This is a genomic window from Aquabacter cavernae (assembly GCF_003993795.1).
In the GTDB taxonomy this organism is placed as follows: Bacteria; Pseudomonadota; Alphaproteobacteria; order Rhizobiales; family Xanthobacteraceae; genus Aquabacter; species Aquabacter cavernae.
Map to the genome: position 1 here is coordinate 1 of NZ_RWKV01000008.1, position 17,991 is coordinate 17,991.

The 17,991-nt window shown below is 68.2% G+C and carries 16 protein-coding genes and 1 rRNA gene; 12 read left to right on the forward strand and 5 right to left on the reverse strand.

What is annotated here, in order from left to right; all coding sequences use genetic code 11:
• The 11 genes from rrf to EJJ38_RS04905 all read left to right on the forward strand — a co-directional run.
• A 5S ribosomal RNA gene (rrf, locus tag EJJ38_RS04855) occupies positions 1-94 on the forward strand; the annotation flags it as partial.
• Positions 95-455: 361 nt separating this feature from the next.
• Positions 456-2,003: a sigma 54-interacting transcriptional regulator gene (locus EJJ38_RS04860; protein WP_245454198.1), complete on the forward strand. Its 1,548-nt coding sequence runs from the start codon at positions 456-458 to the stop codon at positions 2,001-2,003.
• A 179-nt stretch (positions 2,004-2,182) separates the two neighbouring features.
• The gene (locus EJJ38_RS04865) at positions 2,183-2,749 is read left to right on the forward strand and encodes an OsmC family protein (protein ID WP_127089008.1); all 567 of its coding nucleotides are present in this window, start codon (positions 2,183-2,185) and stop codon (positions 2,747-2,749) included.
• A 285-nt stretch (positions 2,750-3,034) separates the two neighbouring features.
• Entirely contained in the window at positions 3,035-4,192 is a 1,158-nt protein-coding gene (locus EJJ38_RS04870; protein ID WP_127089009.1) for an acyl-CoA dehydrogenase family protein, read from the forward strand.
• Positions 4,189-5,541: an FAD-dependent oxidoreductase gene (locus tag EJJ38_RS04875; RefSeq protein WP_127089010.1), complete on the forward strand. Its 1,353-nt coding sequence runs from the start codon at positions 4,189-4,191 to the stop codon at positions 5,539-5,541. The genes EJJ38_RS04870 and EJJ38_RS04875 overlap by 4 nt, the downstream gene beginning before the upstream one ends.
• Before the next feature lie 42 nt (positions 5,542-5,583).
• Positions 5,584-6,447 carry an MBL fold metallo-hydrolase gene (locus tag EJJ38_RS04880; protein WP_245454115.1) on the forward strand — a complete coding sequence of 288 codons (864 nt, stop codon included), beginning with the start codon at positions 5,584-5,586 and terminating at the stop codon, positions 6,445-6,447.
• Positions 6,448-6,790: 343 nt separating this feature from the next.
• Positions 6,791-7,783, forward strand: a complete 993-nt coding sequence (locus tag EJJ38_RS04885) for a Bug family tripartite tricarboxylate transporter substrate binding protein (RefSeq protein ID WP_164738413.1) — start codon at positions 6,791-6,793, stop codon at positions 7,781-7,783.
• 140 nt (positions 7,784-7,923) lie between these two features.
• The gene (locus EJJ38_RS04890) at positions 7,924-8,640 is read left to right on the forward strand and encodes an MgtC/SapB family protein (RefSeq protein WP_127089013.1); all 717 of its coding nucleotides are present in this window, start codon (positions 7,924-7,926) and stop codon (positions 8,638-8,640) included.
• Positions 8,641-8,646: 6 nt separating this feature from the next.
• Positions 8,647-9,933 (forward strand): HdeD family acid-resistance protein, encoded by a 1,287-nt coding sequence (locus EJJ38_RS04895; RefSeq protein WP_127089014.1) that lies wholly within the window; start codon positions 8,647-8,649, stop codon positions 9,931-9,933.
• Between the two features lie 172 nt (positions 9,934-10,105).
• Positions 10,106-10,999 (forward strand): acetyl-CoA carboxylase, carboxyltransferase subunit beta, encoded by an 894-nt coding sequence (gene accD / locus EJJ38_RS04900; RefSeq protein ID WP_127089015.1) that lies wholly within the window; start codon positions 10,106-10,108, stop codon positions 10,997-10,999.
• 27 nt (positions 11,000-11,026) lie between these two features.
• On the forward strand, positions 11,027-12,352 hold the full coding sequence (locus EJJ38_RS04905; RefSeq protein WP_127089016.1) for a bifunctional folylpolyglutamate synthase/dihydrofolate synthase: 1,326 nt from the start codon (positions 11,027-11,029) through the stop codon (positions 12,350-12,352).
• 25 nt (positions 12,353-12,377) lie between these two features.
• Here the strand turns inward: EJJ38_RS04905 and rpoN are convergent, their stop codons facing one another.
• From rpoN to EJJ38_RS04930, 5 genes are all read right to left on the reverse strand, one after another.
• On the reverse strand, positions 12,378-13,916 hold the full coding sequence (rpoN, locus tag EJJ38_RS04910) for an RNA polymerase factor sigma-54 (RefSeq protein ID WP_127089017.1): 1,539 nt from the start codon (positions 13,914-13,916) through the stop codon (positions 12,378-12,380).
• A 37-nt stretch (positions 13,917-13,953) separates the two neighbouring features.
• Positions 13,954-14,838, reverse strand: coding sequence for an LPS export ABC transporter ATP-binding protein (lptB, locus tag EJJ38_RS04915; protein ID WP_127089018.1), 885 nt, complete (start codon positions 14,836-14,838; stop codon positions 13,954-13,956).
• A gap of 365 nt (positions 14,839-15,203) precedes the next feature.
• Positions 15,204-15,785, reverse strand: coding sequence for an LptA/OstA family protein (locus tag EJJ38_RS04920; RefSeq protein ID WP_127089019.1), 582 nt, complete (start codon positions 15,783-15,785; stop codon positions 15,204-15,206).
• Positions 15,782-16,552 (reverse strand): hypothetical protein, encoded by a 771-nt coding sequence (locus tag EJJ38_RS04925; protein WP_127089020.1) that lies wholly within the window; start codon positions 16,550-16,552, stop codon positions 15,782-15,784. The genes EJJ38_RS04920 and EJJ38_RS04925 overlap by 4 nt, the downstream gene beginning before the upstream one ends.
• Positions 16,553-16,688: 136 nt before the next feature.
• A complete protein-coding gene (locus EJJ38_RS04930; protein WP_127089021.1) occupies positions 16,689-17,309 on the reverse strand; it encodes a ribonuclease D in 621 nt (206 codons plus the stop codon).
• A gap of 201 nt (positions 17,310-17,510) precedes the next feature.
• Here EJJ38_RS04930 and EJJ38_RS04935 point away from each other — a divergent pair, with 201 nt between their 5' ends.
• Positions 17,511-17,981 (forward strand): CVNH domain-containing protein, encoded by a 471-nt coding sequence (locus tag EJJ38_RS04935; protein WP_164738414.1) that lies wholly within the window; start codon positions 17,511-17,513, stop codon positions 17,979-17,981.
• Positions 17,982-17,991: the final 10 nt, after the last annotated feature.

The window sequence follows — 17,991 nt, forward strand, 5'->3', positions numbered from 1 at the left end:
CCTGAACCCGATCCCATCCCGAACTCGGCCGTTAAACTCCACTGCGCCAATGGTACTTCGTCTCAAGACGCGGGAGAGTAGGTCGCTGCCAGGCCTGCAAAGGACATGACGTAAGGGATTGCCCTCATCACGAGACACACAACACAAAACCCCCATCGCAGAAATGCAGTGGGGGTTTTGTGCGTTCTGGAGGGTGGAAACGGGGGCGGGGCGGCCGGCACGCGAGCGAACAAACGCGACGGCCGGGCGGCCCATGCGGTATGACTGTTCCATCGGCGCGGAGGCGGTGGGACATGGGCGGGAGCGAAACCAGGGACGGCGCCGAAGCCCCCTCGGGAGGTTCGGGCCAAGCCGTTCCGGAGCAAGAGGTCTCGGCACAAGAGAGTTCGGGGCAGGGGGCTTTCGGTCCCGGCGAGCCGTTGCGCGCCACGAGCGGATTCTGGCGCACGCAGGAAATGTTCCTCATCCAGGAAGTCACCCGTCTCATCGGCAAGGGGCTGGAGATGGAAGGCGTGCTGCGCGAGATGCTGCATCTCCTGTCCGAACTGCTGGGCCTCAATCGCGGTCGCATCGTCCTGAAGGATCCCGATGGCGACGGATATCGCATCGCCTATGCCTATGGTCTCACCCGCGCGGAGATGGATCGCGGGCGGTATGCGCCGGGGGAGGGGATCACCGGGCGGGTGATCGAGGACGGGCACCTGGTCATCGTCCAGGATATCGACAAGGAGCCGCTCTTCCTCGGGCGGGCCGTGGAGCGTACGCGCCTGCCGCCGGGCGTGGTGGCTTTTCTGGTCCTGCCCATCCGTGTCGGCCACCGCACCGTGGGCGCGCTCGCCTGTCATCGCATCCGGCACCGCGAGCGGCCGCTGGCGGATGATCTTGCCATGCTGCGCATCATGGTCACCATGATCGGCCAGCTCCTGACGCTGAATGAGCGGGTGGGCGAGAAGACGCGGGCGTTGGAAGCGCGCAACGAAATGCTGGCGCGGGCCCTGAGCGCGGACCGGGTGCGCTATGGCATCATCGGCTCTTCGCCCGCACTGCTGAAGGCCATCGCCCAGATCGAGCAGGTGTCGGCAGCCCAGGCCAGCGTCCTGCTGCTGGGGGAATCGGGCAGCGGCAAGGAATTGTTCGCCCGCGCTTTGCATCTGGCCGGCCCGCGCCGGAACAAGCCCTTCATCAAGGTCAATTGCGCGGCCATCCCCGAAAGCCTGTTCGAGTCGGAGCTGTTCGGCCATGAGCGCGGTGCCTTTACCGGCGCGGTCGCGTCCCGGCCCGGCTGGTTCGAGCAAGCCCACCAGGGCACCATCTTCCTGGACGAGGTGGGGGAACTCCCCGCGCCGCTCCAGGCCAAGCTGTTGCGCGTGCTGCAGGAAAGCGTGGTGGTGCGGCTTGGCGGCACGCGCGAGATCAAGGTGGATACCCGCCTCGTCGCCGCCACCAACCGGGACCTGGGCGCCGACGTGGCGCGCGGTGTGTTCCGGGAGGACCTGTTCTACCGGCTGAACGTCATTCCCATCCACTTGCCCGCTTTGTCGGAGCGGCGCGAGGATATTCCCGACCTCGTCATGCATGTCCTGGCCCGGACCAACCAGGAGAATGCGCGCAACGTGAACCTGACGGACGCCGCCGTGCGCCATCTGGCGGGTCTGCCCTGGCCGGGCAATGTGCGCCAGCTTTCCAATTTCATCGAGCGCCTCGTCCTGCTGGCGCCGAAGCCCGTGCTGGGCGTGGCGGACGTGGCCGCGGCGCTGGCGGAGCTTGGAGGCAGGGAGCTTGGAGGCAGGGAGATCGCGCCAGCGTCCATGCCGCGCGCCGCCTCCGATCCCGCCTATCGGCCCTATCTGCGCGCCAATTCCCACCGGGCGCAGGATCTGGCGGAGGCTCTCGCACGGGCCGGCGGCAACAAGTCCCGCGCCGCGCAGATTCTCGGTCTCACCGAGCGGCAGTTCGCCTATCGCTGGCGCAAGATCGAGATGGATGAGACGGGCGAGATCTAGACCCTGAAAGCCATTATCGACAATGTCGACATTGTTGGCAAAGGCGCTGGGCGCCATCTTCTCCTTCCCATGAAAACCTAAGGATTCTCAGGGGTTCAGCGCGCCCGCGCGGTTTGGCACAGGGCTTGCGAAACGGGGTGTGAGGGCGCTCGCCGCCCAACTCACCGAGGAAAGCCCCGATGACCGCACCTGTCGAGACCGCACCTGTCGCAGAAACCACCGTGACCACCTATCTGCGCCCCATCGACCGGGACGGCCTGATGGCGTTCGCCGAGAAGGGCCGCAACAATCCCGGCTCCCGTGGCACCAACGTGGTGAAGACCGTCTGCGAAGGCCAGTATCGCACCCTCTCTTATGTGGGCGACCACACCCCGGTGGTGGTGGACGAGCCCCTGCATCTGTTCGGCGAGAACACCGCCCCCGCGCCGGGTGAGATCGTCCTGGCCGCGCTGGGCGGCTGCCTCGCCGTGGGCATCACGGCGGTCGCCACCTTCAAGCAGGTGCGCCTGTCTCGTCTTGAGCTGCGCCTTGAGGGCGATATCGGCAATCCCGCCGCCTGGGGTGCCGGCGGCGCGCAGAAGAAGCCCGAGGATATGGGCTTCCAGGCCATCCGCGTGTTCGTGACCATCGAAGGCGACGCCACCCGCGCGGAGCTGGATGAGATCGTCCAGCAGGCCAATTACTTCTCGCCGGTGGCCAACACCATGCGCAATCCCATCCCCTTCCAGATCGCGCTCGCCGATTGAGCCTGGAGTGCTGACCGACATTCAGGTCGATGGATGGGTTCGAGGCTCTCAATACCCGTCATGCCCGGGCTTGTCCCGGGCATCCACGGCCAACCGTTGAGTGCCACCCGGCGGAGCCCCGTGGATGGCCGGGACAAGCCCGGCCATGACGATGCTCTCTCAAAAGAGCCGTCCAGGCCGCCTGAATGTCGATCCACCCTTTGGCCCGTGAGCCCCGCTCGCGGGCCTCCCTCCGCAGAAGTTGAAGACGCGCTGCCCGCCCGCCGATCCGAAGGAGAGAGTGCCATGGTCCAGACCGCCGCCCTCAGGGCAGATGCCCCGCCGCCGGCCATAGCGGATGCCGCGATCCTGGCGGCGACCGCGCGCGTCGCGGATGGGCCTTTGGCCGCCGCCGCCGCGCGCATCGACCATGGCGAATATCCCTTGCCGCTCATGGCGGAACTGGGCGCGGCGGGCGCGCTCGGCGCCCATCTCGATCGCAATGGCGGGCGCTTCGGCCTCGCCATCTCCACCATGGAGCGCGCGAGCCGCGCCTGCGGCGCCACGGGCTTTCTCATGTGGGCCCATGATGTGTGCGGGCTCTATATGGAGCAGTCCGGCAATCCCGCCCTCATGGGCGCCATGCTGGAGGACCATGCGGCCGGGCGCACCTTCGGCGGCACGGCGCTGTCCAATCCCATGAAGGCGTTTTCGGGCATCGAGCCGCTGCTGTTCCGGGCGCGCAAGGTGGCGGGCGGCTATGTGGTGCGGGGCAATCTGCCCTGGGTCAGCCATATCGGCCGGGGCCAATATTGCGGGGCCATCGCCGGCGTGGAAGGGGCGGATGGCGCGGTCTCGCACGAGATCATGTTCCTCCTGCGCTGTGATGACCGGGCGGACCTGCGCACCTGTCCCACTTTCTCCGGTATGGAAGGCACCAGCACCTTCGGCATCCGGCTGGACGATTATTTCGTGCCCGAGGCGGACCTCATCGCCGATCCGGCCCGGCCCTTCATCGGCCGCATCAAGGCGGCCTTCATCCTGCTGCAGACCGGCATGGCGCTGGGCGTATCGGCGGGCGCCATCGCCTCCATGCGCGAGGTGGAAGGTCCGCTCGGCCATGTGAACCAGTTTCTCGACGACCAGCCGGACGCGCTGGAGGAGGAACTGGACGAGATGCGCACCGCCATCCTCGCCTTGGCGCAGACGCCCTATGAGACCGCGAAGGATTATCTGCTGAACGTGCTGGACGCCCGCGCCCAGGGCGCGGAATTCGCGCTGCGCACCACCCAGGCGGCGCTGCTGCACCAGGGCGCGCGAGGTTATCTCGCCTCCGCCGGTCCCCAGCGGCGCATCCGCGAGGCCCATTTCGTGGCCATCGTCACCCCCGCCATCAAGCATCTGCGCTGGGAAATGGCGCGGCTCTCCCGCGAGGTTCAGCCCGCTGCGGGAGGCGCGGCATGACCGCCATTTCCGAAACCGCCGCCTTCCCCGAACCCACGGACGGCCTCGGCCCCTGGCGCCAATATCTCTGCCGGGCCTGCGGCCTCATCTATGACGAAGGGGAGGGCGACCCGGATGGCGGCCTGCCGCCGGGCACGCGCTTCGCGGAGATTCCGGAGGATTGGGAATGCCCGGTCTGCGGTGTCACCAAGGCGGATTTCGAGCCCTATGCCGGTCCCCGCCGCCTGGAGATGGCGGCGCCCACGCCCGTCTCCTCCCGTCCGCGCCATGCGGGCATCGTCATCGTGGGGGCGGGCATTGCCGGCTGGAGCGTCGCGGAAGCCGTGCGCGCGCTGGATGCCGCCGTTCCCGTCACCCTCGTCACATCCTGCCGGGGCGATGCCTATCACAAGCCCGAATTGTCGGTGGCGCTGAGCCGGGGGCTCACGCCGGAGCGGCTGGTGCGCGAGACCGGCGCGCAGAAGGCGGCGCGCCTCGGCGTGCGCCTGATGGCCGAGACCTTCGCCATGGGGCTCGATGCGAAGCGGCGGCGCCTGCGCACCACGCGCGGCACTGTGCCTTATACCGGCCTCGTCCTCGCCCAGGGCGCGATGCCCGTTCTGCCGGGTGTGCTGAAGCCGGACCTGTGCTGGCGCATCAATTCGCTCACAGTCTGGAGCGCCCTCAATGCGGCCTTGGCCCCGGAAAGCCGGGTGGCCATCGTCGGCGCGGGCATGGTGGGCTGCGAGCTGGCCGATGACCTCGCCCGCGCGGGGCATCATGTGACATTGCTGGACAAGGCGCCGCTGCCTTTGGCCGGGCTTCTGCCGGAGGTGGCCGCTCGCCGCCTCGAAGCTGCCCTGTCGGGTGCGGGCGTGCGGTTCCTTGGCGGGGTGGGCGTCACGGGCCTCGCGCGGAGCGGGGAGAGGCTGCGCCTTTCCACCGATGCGGGGGATTTCGACGCCGACCATGTGGTTTCGGCCATCGGCCTTGCCACGGACCTGCGCTTGGCCCGCGCGGCGGGGCTGGCCTGCGACCGGGGCATCGTGGCTGATACGCAGACGCTGCGCACCAGCGCGCCGGACATTTATGCGCTGGGCGATTGCGTCAGCCTCGACGGCGCGCCCTGCCGCTTCATCGAGCCGGTGGCGGGGCAGGCGAAGGCCATCGCCCATGCGCTCCTCGGCGCGGCGCCCGCGCCCTACGCGCATCGCGCGCCGGTGATCCGCCTGAAGACGCGCTGCCTGCCTGTCCTCATCGAGGGGGCGGTTCGGCCGGGCGGGGAATGGCGTATCATCCGCGAGGATGGGGAGGCGCTGGTCATGGAGCAGTGGCTGGACGGCGCGCCCGCCGCCCGGCTGGCGGCATGATAAGCGCAGGGTTGGGAAATGCTGGGTGAGGAGGCAAGCCTGATGGAAGCGCCCGACGTCACGTCCTTCTTCGATCCCGATACCAACACCTTCTCATATGTGGTGCGCGATCCCGCGAGCCGGGTGTGCGCCGTCATCGACAGTGTGCTGGATCTCGATTACGCGGCCGGCGCCTTCTCCTATGCGGCCGCCGATCGCCTCATCGCCCATGTGCAGGCCCACGGCCTGGAGGTGGAGTGGCTGCTGGAAACCCATGTGCATGCCGACCATCTGTCGGCCGCGCCGTATCTCCAGCAGAAGCTGGGCGGGCGCATCGCCATCGGTTCGGGCGTGCGCATTGTCCAGGAGACCTTCGGCAAGGTGTTCAATGAGGGCACCCAGTTCCGCCGGGACGGCTCGCAATTCGACCGCCTGTTCGAGGATGGGGATCTGTTCGCCATTGGCGGCCTTGAGGTGCGCGTGCTGCACACGCCGGGCCATACGCCCGCCTGCCTCACCTATCTCATCGGCGATGCGGCCTTCGTGGGCGACACCCTCTTCATGCCGGACGGCGGCACCGCGCGGGCGGACTTTCCCGGCGGCGATGCCCGCCAGCTCTATCGGTCCATCAGGCGCATCCTGGATCTGCCGCCGCAGACGCGGCTGTTCATGTGCCACGACTACGGGCCGAACGGGCGGGAGATCCACAACGAGACCACGGTGGCCGAGCAGCGCGCCCACAACATCCATGTGCGCGACGGCATGGACGAGGACGCCTTCGTGGAGATGCGCACCCGGCGCGACGCCTCCCTCGCCATGCCCCGCCTCATCCTGCCCTCGCTCCAGGTGAACATGAAGGCCGGCGCCCTGCCGGAGCCGGACGCGGAAGGCCGCCGCTTCCTGAAGGTTCCCCTGACGGGGCTTTAGGGCGGATCGGCCACCGCAAAGCCAATGATTGTAACGCTTCTCCAGCTGTCATGCCCGGGCTTGTCCCGGGTATCCACGGCTTTCCCCAAGTCTACCGCCGGCATGTTTTGGTCAACACGTCTCCTCCCTGCCGAAACTCTGCCCTCGGCGGAGCCCCGTGGATGGCCGGGACACGCCCGGCCATGACGTGGATGATTGGGGTTTAGGGGTGGGAATAGTGATCGGCTCCAGGCTCGGCGCTTCTTGACGGGCGGGGCTTGCCAGAGGCTGCGCATGGGTCGATAGGCATGTCGCTTCACATGGCGGACCCCGCATGGGGCCGCTGAACGATATGGGAGGGACCATGAAGCGCCTCATCCGCGCGCTGCTGCGCGCGCCAATCCTCGCTCTCGGCTTCGTCCTTGCTTTGCCCCTGGCCTTGCCCGCCGCCGCGCAGGACTGGCCCATGCGCCATGCGGTCAAGATCGTGGTGCCCTTCGGGCCGGGCTCGACGCCCGACTTCATCGCCCGCCTGATGGCGGATCATTTCCAGAAGACCTTCGGGCAGGCCTTCGTCATCGAGAACAAGGCCGGTGCGGGCGGCAATCGCGGGACGGACGCGGTCGCCAAGGCCGAGCCGGACGGCTACACGATCGGCGTCTCCATCGGCGGCCCGCTGGGCATCAATGCCCTTCTGTTCGGCAATTTGCCTTACGACCCTGCGAAGGACTTCGCCTATGTGAGCCTCCTGGTGACCCAGCCGAGTGCGCTGGCGGTGAACACCGTGCTGGAGGTGAATACGGTGGCCGAGCTGATCGCGCTGCTGAAGAAGAATCCCGGCAAGTATAATTACGCCTCCATCGGCAACGGCTCGCTCTCCCAGCTGGCCATGGAGGCGATCCGGCTCGCCAGCGGCACCGAGATCACCCACATTCCCTACCAGTCCTCCCCCGCGGCGGTGACGGCGCTGATCCAGAACGACGCGCAGATGGCCTGCCTGCCCGCCATTTCCATCACGCCGCTGGTGGGCACCAAGCCGGTGAAGATCCTGGCGGTCTCCACCGCCAAGCGCACCCCCTTCCTGCCGGACGTGCCCACCCTGAAGGAGCAGGGCATCGACGTGGAGGCGGAAGCCTGGAACGGCCTCATCGCCCCCGCCGGCACCCCCGAGCCCATCGTGGCGAAGCTGCGGGCGGCGGTGGCCGATGCGCTCTCCCAGCCGGGCGTGCGCGAGAAGCTGGCGGCCCAGCTCATGGAGCCCATTCCGGGTGACGCGGCCCAGTTCCGTGCCCGCATCGACGCCGACCTCGCCCGCTGGGCGCCGGTCATCCGCGAGGCGAAAATTCAGGTGAACTGACCGGTATCACGTCAGAACTTCACCGCATGCTCGGGTAACACGGAGCCCAATTCTGCCTGTTCCGGCCCGGCGGCCTTGAACCGCCGGGTCCCAGCCGTTACCGAGAGAAGCGACGAGACAGCCGGAGGCCGGACAAAGCCATGCAGTTCATCGAGAGCTTTGATCTGACCTCTTTCATCGACAGCTTCGTGAGCCTCGCCGTCGCCTTCGTCCTCGGCACGGCCATCGGCGCCGAGCGTCAGCTGCGCCAGCGCAGCGCGGGACTGCGCACCGTGGTCCTGGTGTGCGTGGGCGCCTCCGCCTTCGTGGATATCGGCATGCGCCTGTGGGAGCATGAGGGCGCGGTGCGCATCATCTCCTATGTGGTGTCGGGCATCGGCTTCCTGGGCGCCGGCGTCATCATGAAGGAGGGCGCCAATGTGCGCGGCCTCAACACGGCCGCCACCCTCTGGTCCTCCGCGGCCGTTGGCGCGTGCGCGGGCGTGGACCGCGTGGCGGAAGCCGCCATGATCGCCTTCTTCATCCTCGCGGTGAATACGCTGTTGAGGCCATTGGTGAATTTCATCAACCGCATCCCCCTCGACGACGGTCTCGCGGAGGCGGAATACCAGGTGCGCGTCGGGGTCGAGGACGATTATGTGGACGCCGCCCGCGACGCGCTGACAAGCAAGCTCAAGGCCGCGAAGTACCCGGTGGGCAGGGTCACCGTCATGGAGCGCCCGGATGAATTGTCCGAGGTGGTGGCGACCTTGGTGAGCAGCACGGCCAAGGGGCAGGATCTCGACCGGGTGGCGCAAGAATTGCGTCGGCTGCCCGGTGTACGCCATGCTCAATGGTCAGCGAGCACAAGTTTCTGAGGCAGAATGGTTCAGCTTCTTCTTCTTCTTCTGGGCGGCAACCTTATTCGCCGCCGCTGGTGGGTTATCGGCTGCGCAGGCTTCGTGTGGATGGTGATCGGCGCCCTGTTCTTCGCCGATGCCTTCATCGAGGAAATCCGCATCCCCGTTGCCTATTTCGCGGCCCCATTGATCATTGACGGGGTCATATCGCTGGCCACCATCTTCCTCTCCCGGCGCTCGCGCATGCTGCGGGCGGTGAAGGGGGGGGTCTTTCTGGCGGTGGCGACGCTGCTCATCGTCGTGCCCCATCACAGCGCCTTCGCGGTGGCCATGCTGGTGGGCACGTTCCTGAGCCTGGACGGCTTCTGGCGCGCCGGAAGTGCCGTGGTTGTTCGCTTTCCCGGCTGGCCGCCCTCCTTCGCGAAGGGCGTCTTCGAACTGCTGATGGGCCTGTGGTCGCTCTCGCCCTGGCCCAGCAATTACCGCGCGGAAGTGGGCTCCGACGTGGGCCTCCTGCTCATGGTGTCGGCCGCCGGGCTCCTGGGGCTCGCCATGCGGCTGCGCTATATGCCGGCTGATACGACCCTCTCCTCCATCCTCTCCACGGGCTGGCCGCAAATGCCCACCACGGCGGAGCTGATGGAGGGGCCGGAAGAGGCGATGGAGCCCTCGCACGCACGGCGCGAGACGGCCATGGTCCATGTGTGGACGCCCACCGGCGCCATCCCGCGCCTGCATCACGGCATCGAGCGCTATATCGCCGCCACCGATGCGGAAGGGCATATCTCCACCGGCCATTCCGCCCTGGAACTGCCGCCCGGCCTCTATATCAGCCACTATCCGGCGCAGGAGATCGAGCAGTCCGCCACCGACTTCGCCCGCCTGCTGCGCGCGACGCCGGACAATGACGTGGCGGGCGTGTTCCAGCCCAATTATGCCGAGGAAAGCGCGGACTGGTGCCCCTCCAGCTACCAGGTTCCCATTCACGGCATCGACGCCGCCGCTTTGCGCGCCTTCTGGGGCGAGTACCGGCGCGATACCACCTACAACCTCACCAACCGCAATTGCTCCAGCGCCGTGGTGAAGGCGCTGGATGCGGGCCTGGAAGGGGTGTTCGCCCCTGTGGTCTCCACCGGCTTCGTGATGGGCCTCATCCTGAGCCCGGAATTCTGGGCGGCGGGCATGTTGCGGCACCGGGCCACCACCATGGCCTGGACCCCGGGCCTGGTGCTGGACTATGTGCGCGCGCTCTCCAGTGTGCTTGAACGGCTGCCCAAGCCGGCCGCGACCAAGGTTCCCGGGCAGGGCTGAGGATGCGGTGCGGGCGGCCGGGGCCTTGCCGCCGCCGCATTTGCGCCGCAGCGAAGAGGCTTCCGTCGCGGCGCGCCTGCCGCTACATAGGGGGCGCTGCCCTACCGGGAGCGGAGGACGTGCCTCCCGCCCCGCAGGGCCGAGGTCGCCGCCGACCTTCAGGAGTTGCCCGTTGAACTGGATCTCCAACGTTGTCCGCCCGAAAATCCGTGACTTCCTCGCCCGCCGCGAGGTGCCGGAGAATTTGTGGGTGAAGTGCCCGGAAACCGGGCAGATGGTCTTCCACAAGGACCTGGAGGCCAATCTCTTCGTTATTCCGGGCTCGGGCTATCACATGCGCATGGGCGCGGCGGCGCGCCTGAAGGCGACGTTCGACGATGCCGCCTATGAAGAGGTGAGCCTTCCCGACGTCGCCACCGACCCGCTGAAGTTCCGCGACGAGCGCCGCTATGCCGACCGCCTGAAGGATGCCCGCGCCAAGACCGGCATGCAGGACGCGGTGAAGGTGGGCACGGGCCTGTTGGAGGGCCTGCCCGTCACCATCGCCGTGCAGGACTTCTCCTTCATGGGCGGCTCCCTGGGGATGGCCGCGGGCGAGGCGGTGGTGACCGGCCTCCAGACCGCCGCCGCCAAGGGCACGCCCTTCATCATCTTCGCCGCCTCGGGCGGCGCGCGCATGCAGGAGGGCATCCTGTCCCTCATGCAGATGCCGCGCACCACCGTGGCCATCCAGGAACTGCGCGAGGCGCGCAAGCCCTATATCGTGGTGCTCACCAACCCCACCACCGGCGGCGTCACCGCCTCCTATGCCATGCTCGGCGACGTGCAGATCTCCGAGCCGGGCGCGCTCATCGGCTTTGCCGGGCCGCGGGTCATCGAGCAGACCATCCGCGAGAAGCTGCCTGACGGCTTCCAGCGCGCCGAATATCTGCGCGAGCACGGCATGATCGACATGGTGGTCCACCGCCACCAGATGCGCGAGACGCTGGGCCGCCTCTGCCGCATGCTGGTGAAGGCGCCCGCCGTGCCGCCCAAGGCGCGCCTGCCGCGCCCGGCGACGGCGTGACCGCCCGCTTGCACCCCTAGGGCCCCCATGGCCACATCATCTCCGACAGCCGGGCCGGACGCCATTCTGGACCGGCTTTCGGCGCTTCACCCCAAGCGCATCGACCTGTCGCTGGACCGGGTGCACCGCCTTCTGGCGGCGCTCGGCCATCCCGAAGCGCGCCTGCCGCCCGTGATTCATGTGGCGGGCACCAACGGGAAGGGCTCCACCATCGCCTTCCTGCGCGCCATGCTGGAGGCGGCGGGGCTGCGGGTGCATGTCTATACCTCGCCCCACCTGGTGCGCTTCAACGAGCGGGTGCGCCTTGCGGGGCGCCTCGCGGACGACGATGCCCTCATGGCGGCGCTGGAGCGGGCCTCGGCCGCCAATGACGGCGCGCCCATCACGCTGTTCGAGATCACCACCGCCGCCGCCTTCCTGCTGTTCGCCGAGACGCCCGCGGACGTGCTGCTGCTGGAAGTGGGGCTGGGCGGGCGGCTCGATGCCACCAATGTGGTGGAGGCGCCCGCCGCCAGCGTCATCACCCCCGTTTCCATCGACCATGTGGACTTTCTCGGGTCCACGCTGGCCGCGATTGCGGGCGAGAAGGCGGGCATCATCAAGCGGTTCGCCCCCGTGGTGGTGGCCGAGCAACCTCCCCAGGCCCTGGCGGTGATCGAGCGGGCGGCTGCGCGCGCCCGCGCGCCGCTGTTTGCCTGCGGCCAGCATTGGCATGTGCATGAGGAGGCCGGGCGGCTGGTCTATTCAGACGAGGACGGGCTGCTGGACCTGCCGCGGCCGCGCCTCGTGGGCGCGCACCAGATCGGCAATGCCGGGCTGGCGGTGGCGACGCTGCGCGCCGCCCGCCGCTTCCGCGTGCCCGCGCCCGCGCTGGAGGCGGGCATAAGGGGCGCCGAATGGCCCGCCCGCATGCAGCGCCTGCCGTCCGGGGCCCTGGTGGCCCGCGCGCCGGAGGGCGCCGAAGTGTGGCTCGACGGGGGGCACAATTCCGGGGGAGGGGCCGTGGTGGCCGCTGCGCTCGCCGAGCTGGAGGAGCGCTATGCGCGCCCGCTGGTTCTCGTGGCGGGCATGCTGGGCACCAAGGATGCCTCCGGCTTCCTCTCCCATTTCGTGGGCCTCGCCCGCGAGGTGATCGCCGTTCCTGTGCCCGGAAGCGAAACCGGCATGCCGCCGGAGGCGCTTGCCGCCGCCGCCGGAGCGCTGGGCCTGTCGGCGTCCGTCGCGCGCGATGTGGGTGCGGCTCTGGACGGCCTGACCGCCTATCCCCTGGACCCGCCGCCGCGCGTGCTCATCTGCGGCTCGCTCTATCTGGCGGGTGCGGTTCTGGCGGAAAACGGAACGCCGCCGGCCTGAAAGCGGGTTTTTGGGGGCAGGCGTCTCAGGCCCCGGCCGATTCCGCCCGCAAGGCCTGCTTCTCGCGCCGCCGCTGGACCGAGGAGGCGATGTTCATGCTCTCCCGGTACTTCGCGACCGTGCGCCGGGCGATGTCGATGCCATCGACTTTCAACTTCTGCACCAGCGTATCGTCCGACAGGATGTCGTCCGGAATTTCCGCGTCGATCAACAGCTTGATGCGGTGGCGCACCGCTTCCGCGGAATGGGCCTCGCCCCCGCCCGATGCCGCGATGGCGGAGGAGAAGAAGAACTTCATCTCCAGCACCCCGCGCGGGGTGGAGATGTATTTGTTGGAGGTCACCCGCGAGACCGTGGATTCGTGCATACCGATGGCGTCCGCCACGGTGCGCAGGTTCAGGGGCCGCAAATGGCGGACACCGTGATCGAGGAAGCCTTCCTGCTGGCGCACGATCTCGCTGGCCACTTTCAGGATGGTGCGGGCGCGCTGGTCCAAAGAGCGGGTGAGCCAGCTCGCGCTTTGCAGGCAATCGGCCAGGAAGCTCTTGTCGGAGCTTGAGCGGGCGGTGCGCGCCACCGTCGCGTGATAGGTCTGGTTCACCAGAACGCGGGGCAGCGTGTCGGAATTCAGCTCCACCAGCCATCCGCCCTCGGGCGCGGGACGCACGAACACGTCGGGCACCAGCGGGTGCACCACGCCGGAGCCGAAGACGAGGCCGGGCTTGGGGTCCAGCCGCCGGATCTCGCCGATCATGTCCGCAAGGTCTTCCGCGTCCACGCCGCAGACCCGCCGCAGCGCGTTGCGGTCGTGGCGCGCCAGCAGGTCGAGATTGGCAAGCAGCGCCTGCATGGCGGGATCGCAGCGGTCCTTCTCGCGCAGCTGGATGGCGAGGCACTCGGCCAGCGTGCGCGCCCCGACCCCGGAGGGCTCGAAGGTCTGGATCAGCCGCAGCACGCTCTCCACCTCGGCCAGTTCCACCTGGAGCAGGTCCGCCACCTGGGCGATATCGCCCGAGAAGTAGCCAGTCTCGTCGATGAGGCCGATGAGATTGAGGCCGATGATGCGCCGGGCGGGATCGGTCTCGGCCACCGACAGCTGGGCTTCCAGATGGTCGGCCAGCGTGGTCTGGGTGGCGAGGAAGGCTTCGGGGTTATAGTCCTCGCCCCGCTCGCCGCCGCCGCTCCAGTCGGAGAGGGTGCCCGAGCCCGAGGACGGGCCTGAACCGCGATCCACGGGGGCATCGTCCGGGAAGACATTGCCGAGGTCGGTATCGAGGCGGGCTTCCATGGAGGCGCGGCTCTGGTCCTCGCCCGCCTCCATCCAGTCGCCCGGGCGGGCTTCCTCGGTGACCGGAGCGGGCGGTTCCTCGCGTGCCGCGCCGGGGATTTCGATGTCCGGCTCCTCGCTCACCCGCTCCAGCAGCGGGTTGCGCTCAAGCTCGGCCTCCACATAGGCAGCCAACTCCAGGTTGGAGAATTGCAGCAGCTTGATGGCTTGCATCAGCTGCGGCGTCATCACCAAGGACTGGGTCTGGCGGAACTCCATGCGGGGGCCGAGGGCCATCAGCCGGTCTCCCCCATGTCAGTGGCGGGTGCGTGCCTCATAGGCGGAATTCCTCGCCCAGATAGAGGCGGCGCACGTCGGCGTTGTTCACCACCGAGTCCCGGTCGCCTTCCATGAGCACCGAGCCGGTATGGATGATGTAGGCGCGGTCGATGAGGCCCAGCGTCTCGCGCACATTGTGGTCGGTGATCAGCACGCCGATGCCACGGGTGGTCAGGTGGCGCACCAGCGCCTGGATGTCGCCCACCGCGATGGGATCGATGCCCGCGAACGGCTCGTCCAGCAGCATGAAGGAGGGGCGGCTCGCCAAGGCGCGGGCGATTTCCACGCGCCGCCGCTCGCCGCCCGAGAGCGCGATGGAGGGCGACTTGCGCACATGGGTGATCTTGAACTCCTCCAGCAGCGCGTCCACCTCCTCGCGCCGCTTCTTGCGGCTGCGCTCGGTGACTTCCAGCACGGCGAGGATGTTGTCCTCCACGGAGAGGCCACGGAAGATGGAGGCTTCCTGGGGCAGGTAGCCGATGCCCAGGCGCGCGCGCTGGTACATGGGCATGGGGGTCACGTCGTGCCCCTCCAGCATGATCCGCCCGGCATCCGCCTTCACGAGGCCGGTGATCATGTAGAAGACCGTGGTCTTGCCCGCGCCGTTCGGCCCCAGCAGGCCGACGGCCTCGCCGCGCCGCACGTTCACGCTCACGCCGCGCACCACCTGGCGCCCGCCATAGCTCTTCTTGAGGTCATAGGCGGCGAGCGCCACTTCCTCCTGCACCGCGTGGGGCACGCCATAGCCGAGATCGGCACCGGCCTCGTCCTCGAACAGGACTTCCTCCTCGGGCGCGCCATCCCATGCGGGCGCGTCGCTCTCCCCGGAGGAGGCCGCGCGGGGCCGGGAACGGGAACCGAATAGGCCAAGGACGTTCAATGCAACGCCTCCAGTCGCGCGAAGAGGGGAGGCGCGATGCCGCGCGCCTGTCCCTGTCCGCGATTGGGTCTGGAGCCTGGTCCGCCGGGCGAATCCCCCCGCCGGGGAACCAGTGGCTCATTCCGGGACAGAGAACGCTTTACCGACCCGCGTGCAGTGCAATAAAGTCGGGGCGTGCTCCGAAGGCTGGCACCGTGCCGGATTTTCCAGCACAGCATCAGCCTCAATCGCAGTCAGTTTTTCCTGACTGCGCGATCTTTGCAACATGCAAAATTCGGGCCGAGTGAAAAAGATTCTCGGCGCGGCGATCCGCCTCGCCCCTTTTGCCCTCTGCGATGGATCTTAAGCCTTGCCGCGGCAGCGGTTTAGCGGCGCGCCGGGGGTGTGCCTTCCGGCGGCTTCACGCTGCCGGGGACGATCAGGCTTTCCACGCGCCCGCCCTCGATGCGGGAGACGCCCGTGATGAGATCCACGGTGAGCTTCTGGCCGCGCACCACGTTCGGCCCCTGGGTGAGCACCACGGGCTTGCCGGTCATGGTGACCGTGTTGGTCTTCATCTCGAAGATGCCGACATCGCCTGTGGCGGTCTGTTCCTTGGTCTGGACCACGACGCCGCCCTTGGCTTCCAGGCGCTTGATGGAGCTGGTGCTCTGGGGCTGGTTGTCCATGGGCGCCGCATTGCCCTCATAGAAGACCACCAGTTCCGGGCTGCGCATGGTGGTGTCGCCCTGCACCACCACCACATTGCCCGCGAACACCGCCACCTTGTCCTTGTCGCGCACTTCCAGCGTGTTGGAATTGATGCGCACCGGCTGGTCACGGTTGGCGGCGAAGCCCTGGAGGGCGTTGGGCACGTTGCCTGCCTGCTGGGCGAGGGCCGGGCCCGCCAAAGCGGCGACCAGCAGCGGGAGCGCCAGCGCGAGGGCGGCGGGCTTCGTCGTCTTCATCGTTTCGCTCCGGTGGGCTTGGCGGGCGCGGGTGCGGGCGTTGCGGCAGGCGTGGCGGGCTGGCCGGCCGGCGGGGTGGCGTTCTGCCGGTCGGGCAGGTCGGTCATGCGGAAGTCGAGCTGCACATGGCCCTCGAAGAAGGCCCGGTTGCCGCGATCGGTCACGGTCATACGGTCGGCCACCAGCTTTCCGTCCTTATAGGTGAGGATGACGGGGTTCTGCGTGATGAGCGAGCCCGCCTTGGTGTCCACCTCGGCATCCTTCAGGCGGCCCGCATAGCCCGAGCCGCTGCCCAGATCCACGCCGTTGCGCAGCCAGATGATCTGGCGCTTGGTGTCCACAGACCCTTCCGGCGACTTCACGGTGGCCCAGTTCTTGTTGGCCAGCTCCATGCGCGCATCCACGTCCGTCAGGTCCAGCACGTCGGGATTGGTGAGGTCCTGGGAGGCGGTGGAGGCGTTCACGCGATAGGCGCGCCCATCATCGGTGAAGCCGGAGAGCTTGGGCACTTCCATGGTGAGCCGGGTGCCGGAGAGGTGCAGCGCCCCCACCTCGAACGGCAGTTCCATCACCGCCGTGAGCTGGCGGGCGATGGGCAGGGCGATGAGCACCACCAGTCCGACGATCAGCGCCACGGGCAGGGCCCGCTTCACGAAACGCACGAACCGGCTGTGCCGGTGCGCGCGGGCGAAATCCGGGGTGCCGCGCCGGGCGAAGGTCGAAGCGGTATGCCGGGCGTCGGAGCCCGGCAGGGCGGTCTGCGTCATGAATTCCCTTTGCGCGCGGCGTCAGGATGGGCCGGAACGGGCCTGGAACGCAACTCGACGGCAGGTTTCATGCCACCGGGCTCCGGCCAGGGACCGGTAACTGGCGCGCCCGCCCGGCGCCGCGTGGTTCATGGTCTCACGAATGCGCGAAGATATCTTCCTCCGGCCAGCCCTTGAGATCGAGCGCGGCGCGGGTCGGCAGGAACGCGAAGCAGGCCTCGGCCATTTCGGTGCGGCCCTCCCGCTCCAGCATGGCCTCCAGCTTGTCTTTGCAGGCGTGCAGATAGAGCACGTCTGAGGCAGCATAATGGAGCTGCGCGTCGGACAGCTCCTCGGCGGCCCAGTCGGAACTCTGCTGCTGCTTGGAGAGGTCCACGCCCAGCAGTTCGCGCACCAGGTCCTTCAAACCGTGGCGGTCCGTATAGGTGCGGGTCAGCCGGGAAGCGATCTTGGTGCAGAAGACCGGGCTGGTGGTGACGCCGAACGTGTGGGCCAGCACCGCAATGTCGAAGCGGCCGAAATGGAACAGCTTCACCACATTGGGGTCGGCCAGCATGCGCACCAGATTGGGCGCGCTGGCAGCGGAGGCGCCGCGCGGGATCTGCACGAGGTCCGCGCTGCCGTCGCCGTTGGAGAGCTGGACGAGGCAGAGCCGGTCGCGGTGCGGGTTGAGCCCCAGCGTCTCGGTGTCGATGGCCACCACGGGGGCGGCGACGAAATCGGCGGGCAAGTCGCCGCGATGCACGCGGATGGTCATGGAGGCTTCCGCTTGAAATGGGTCGGGTCCGGCTTTTACCGAAGGGGCGGCGGCCTGTCGATGCCCGCGCGTTGCCGTGTCTTTCTGCCGTAACGCGCCTGCGTCATGTCGATTGCCGCAGATGGAGCGTGCGCCTGTTGCCCGGCGGGGGCGGCAAGGCCATTCTGGCGCCGTTGCGTATTCGGACGGGGGATTTTCGTCATGTCATTGCGTTTTGGGTTTGGTTTCCTCGCGCTCGTCGGGCTTTGCCTCGGCCTGTTCGCCGCGCCGGCTTCCGCCGAGACAGCGCCCACGGGCAGCTACATGCAGAGCTGCCAGAACATCCAGATGACGGCCGGCTGGCTGAAGGCCAGTTGCCGGGACAATAGCGGCCGCTGGGTGGACTCCACCACCGTGCCGAGCTGGTGCTCCACCGGCGAGATCGTCAACGACAATGGCCGGCTCACCTGCCGGCCGCGCTCGGGGCCGCCGGCCGGAACCACCGGCTATTCCGGCGAGCGGATTCCGTCTGGCACCTATATGGGCACCTGCCGCAACATCTCGGTGTTCGCCGGCTGGCTGAAGGCGTCCTGCCAGGACCGCAACGGGCGCTGGACAGATTCCACCATCTCGCCCGGCTGGTGCGTCGGCCGCGACATTTCCAACCAGGACGGGCGCCTGAGCTGCCACTGAGGCACGATTG

Excerpts from the sequence above, each read along its gene's own strand:
- EJJ38_RS04860 (WP_245454198.1), top strand. The coding sequence starts at position 456 with ATGTTCCTCATCCAGGAAGTCACCCGTCTCATCGGCAAGGGGCTGGAG.
- EJJ38_RS04865 (WP_127089008.1), top strand. The coding sequence starts at position 2,183 with ATGACCGCACCTGTCGAGACCGCACCTGTCGCAGAAACCACCGTGACC.
- EJJ38_RS04870 (WP_127089009.1), top strand. The coding sequence starts at position 3,035 with ATGGTCCAGACCGCCGCCCTCAGGGCAGATGCCCCGCCGCCGGCCATA.
- EJJ38_RS04875 (WP_127089010.1), top strand. The coding sequence starts at position 4,189 with ATGACCGCCATTTCCGAAACCGCCGCCTTCCCCGAACCCACGGACGGC.
- EJJ38_RS04880 (WP_245454115.1), top strand. The coding sequence starts at position 5,584 with ATGGAAGCGCCCGACGTCACGTCCTTCTTCGATCCCGATACCAACACC.
- EJJ38_RS04885 (WP_164738413.1), top strand. The coding sequence starts at position 6,791 with ATGAAGCGCCTCATCCGCGCGCTGCTGCGCGCGCCAATCCTCGCTCTC.
- EJJ38_RS04890 (WP_127089013.1), top strand. The coding sequence starts at position 7,924 with ATGCAGTTCATCGAGAGCTTTGATCTGACCTCTTTCATCGACAGCTTC.
- EJJ38_RS04895 (WP_127089014.1), top strand. The coding sequence starts at position 8,647 with ATGGTTCAGCTTCTTCTTCTTCTTCTGGGCGGCAACCTTATTCGCCGC.
- EJJ38_RS04905 (WP_127089016.1), top strand. The coding sequence starts at position 11,027 with ATGGCCACATCATCTCCGACAGCCGGGCCGGACGCCATTCTGGACCGG.
- rpoN (WP_127089017.1), bottom strand. The coding sequence starts at position 13,916 with ATGGCCCTCGGCCCCCGCATGGAGTTCCGCCAGACCCAGTCCTTGGTG.
- EJJ38_RS04920 (WP_127089019.1), bottom strand. The coding sequence starts at position 15,785 with ATGAAGACGACGAAGCCCGCCGCCCTCGCGCTGGCGCTCCCGCTGCTG.
- EJJ38_RS04925 (WP_127089020.1), bottom strand. The coding sequence starts at position 16,552 with ATGACGCAGACCGCCCTGCCGGGCTCCGACGCCCGGCATACCGCTTCG.
- EJJ38_RS04930 (WP_127089021.1), bottom strand. The coding sequence starts at position 17,309 with ATGACCATCCGCGTGCATCGCGGCGACTTGCCCGCCGATTTCGTCGCC.
- EJJ38_RS04935 (WP_164738414.1), top strand. The coding sequence starts at position 17,511 with ATGTCATTGCGTTTTGGGTTTGGTTTCCTCGCGCTCGTCGGGCTTTGC.